This window comes from Mesorhizobium sp. M2A.F.Ca.ET.039.01.1.1, assembly GCF_003998035.1.
Taxonomy (GTDB): domain Bacteria; phylum Pseudomonadota; class Alphaproteobacteria; order Rhizobiales; family Rhizobiaceae; genus Mesorhizobium.
The window spans coordinates 1-2,577 of record NZ_RZRY01000803.1 but is presented as its reverse complement, the minus strand read 5'-3'; the positions used below and the strand labels follow the sequence as shown (position 1 = coordinate 2,577).

Here is a 2,577-nt window from a genome sequence, read left to right as displayed (position 1 = left end):
TTTGGTAAGGCATCGGCGTGATGCCGACGTAGCTGGCGAGTTGCCGCCGGTTGTCGAACGAACGGTAGAATACCTCGCGCGTGAGAACGGCCGCGAAGTTCGCGCCGACGCCGCGGATAAGGCTTGCAATCTTTCCGCAGGCCTGGTCTTTCGGATTGGCGTTGGCCGCCTCGTCTGGTTCAGCTTCGACCTCCCGGATCAACTCCAAGGTCATTACGAGCCGGCGACGCAGACGGTCCAGCTCGGCCCGAAGATGGTGCGCCAATTCCCGGCCGTCGCCGGTCCGGACTGCTGCAAGATCACGATCCCATGAGCGCAGAGAAGGCCTCTTGTATATACCCTGCGTGAACAGCAATGCTTGGATGCGGTTCTCGATGCGCAGCCTCTCCTGCACCAGGTGCTCGCGCTCGCGGTGAATGCGTTTGGCGTCCTCCTCATCTGGTGTGGGCACCCGCACCATGCTGCAGGCCTGACGGTCCCCTTGAAGGTAGGCGGCAAGCACGCGCAGCATGCCTTCCTCATCGAGCCGGTCGGTCTTGGCCCGACGGGCACGCCGATTGATGAGAATGCTGGCTGGCTCGATCACATGATTGGCGATGCCGTGCGTGGTCAGGAACCGATGGAGCCAGAAGCCGTCACGCCCCGCTTCGAAGCAGCATGAAAGTGCTGGCGCTGCGCCTGTCCGGGCCAAGACACGGGTTTGCAGGCCAGCGACAACAGCCGACGGCTATGCTTGCTATCCGTCGAACTCTTGGCCTGCCGTCGCAGTTCGGCTGCCGAATAGTCCATCCGCATCTCGATCGCAGATCCCATGGCGCTAATCTCCTCTCACGCCACACAATCATGAAACCGAGCAGACCGGAATCCCCCGAGGGTCAGCCGTCAAAGCCGTTGGTATTAGGTGAGGCAACACGACATCGGGACCATGTTTGGCGCGCGTCAGCGAGGCCAAGCTCTGGAGGTCGCCTTCTTGCCCAAAGCTCCGGAATATTACGGCTCCGCACCCAGCGAACGTGTGCCGGCCCCGCGTTCGCCTGGTCTTTCAGTAGCATGAGCATCATTATTCTCCAATCGCTGACTCGATATGTGCCGTTGTGGGGTTATATTGCCTTTTCGGAACGATTTATTTTTGCTGTCCGGAGTGTTGCTTCAATATCGGAACACAAGAGTGGTCGTTTCGGAGCCAGCCGCTTATTGTTTTGAGCTATGAACCGCAGAAACTCTTCGTCGTACATGGTCACATAGTTGAGTATCCCGACCGTTGACTTCGACATAACTGGGATTGATGACAGATCCACTATTGTGCGTGGCTCCAAACGCAGAAGTGCGTTCTGAAGAATAGCTTGGTATTCATCATTGACATCGGCGGTTGCGATCACAACAATCGACCGTGGTTCGCGTGCGTGCCCAATCTCTGCCGGGCGCATAAGCGCGACGTCTATTTCAGTCCAGGAGCGGAGACGTCTGCGAAGATTTTTCGGGTTCCGCGTTACGATTACCGTGGAACGAAATCGCTCTCCCACGCCACTCCTAATCAGCTCGCGACCCAGCATACCCGCCCCGATCATGTAAAGGCGGTCGGGTAGCTCTGCATTTTGAAATCGATCAGCTATGATGTCTCGGACGATCTGATCGTAGTTGAAAGGTGCAGTGAACCGCTGTCGCTCGCGCGAGGCACGACCTATATCAATTGCCAGCCGTGCGATCTGGAAAATCGGAAGGTTTGAATCAAGAAGTTCGATAGCCTTCGCGAGCTGATCGCTGATGTAATTCTCGCCGAGGATTTGGGAATGAGCACCGGACGCAATCTCGGCGAGTCGCTGAGCAATAGCGTCCGTACCTTCAATGGATTCGCATGAAAAACCAGGAAATACAGTGCTATCGATGCTTCTGAGTGCTGGCTCCTCGCCATAGACCTCAACTCGCAAGCAGGTTGTGACCAGAAGAACTCCGCTTCTCGCAAGATCGTTCGCAATTGGTTTGATCTTCGCAGAATGCTGCGCCATTGCAAAAGGCGAGGTCATCTGGTGATCAACATAAAGGCCAAGAAGCTCGCTCATCGTTTCCTCCTGAGGCTAATTGAAGCTCAAGCGGCCATTGCCGGCGGCACGTTCTCGAGTTCGAAGTCTTCCACCGAACCTTCCTTCGCTGCGAGATGCAGAACCGTATCCTGCACCTTCAATTTCAGGAATTTCAGGATTGGCCGCGTAGAGTCGACTTTGGGATCGCAGCCGACAATAAGGAGCTTCTGGCCGAGCTCGACAAGGGCTGCGAGAGCGTTTTGGGAGGCACGTAGTAGACTTGCAGATGCCCTTTTCCCGTAAAATGTAATGTGACGCAGAGCTGACATGCTGTTGTTCCTTCCTTCGCTCCATCAATCGCGCAGTTATCCAGTCCATGACGATCCGGTCGGCAACTGCGGCTTCGCACCGAAGGAAGCAAACCGCGCGCCAATATGGCGGATCGAGCCGAAGGAAAAATGTTCTTATTATTATTCAAGGACTTCCCTAGCTAGGGCGGCAGAACGCCAGGCCGCACCGCACTAGGTCGCGGACTCGACAAACCCGACAAGTAGTG

The 2,577-nt window shown here is 56.2% G+C and carries 1 protein-coding gene and 2 pseudogenes; all 3 read right to left on the bottom strand.

Going from position 1 to position 2,577, the window contains the following annotated elements; genetic code table 11:
• A pseudogene (locus EOA24_RS33920) lies at positions 1-718 on the bottom strand (transposase); the annotation flags it as partial.
• A 382-nt stretch (positions 719-1,100) separates the two neighbouring features.
• On the bottom strand, positions 1,101-2,060 hold the full coding sequence (locus EOA24_RS33915; RefSeq protein ID WP_127410584.1) for a hypothetical protein: 960 nt from the start codon (positions 2,058-2,060) through the stop codon (positions 1,101-1,103).
• A 47-nt stretch (positions 2,061-2,107) separates the two neighbouring features.
• Positions 2,108-2,350 (bottom strand): annotated as a pseudogene (nifH, locus tag EOA24_RS33910) (nitrogenase reductase); the annotation flags it as partial.
• Positions 2,351-2,577: the final 227 nt, after the last annotated feature.

Coding starts and splice junctions, on each gene's coding strand:
- EOA24_RS33915 (WP_127410584.1), bottom strand. CDS start 2,060: ATGAGCGAGCTTCTTGGCCTTTATGTTGATCACCAGATGACCTCGCCT.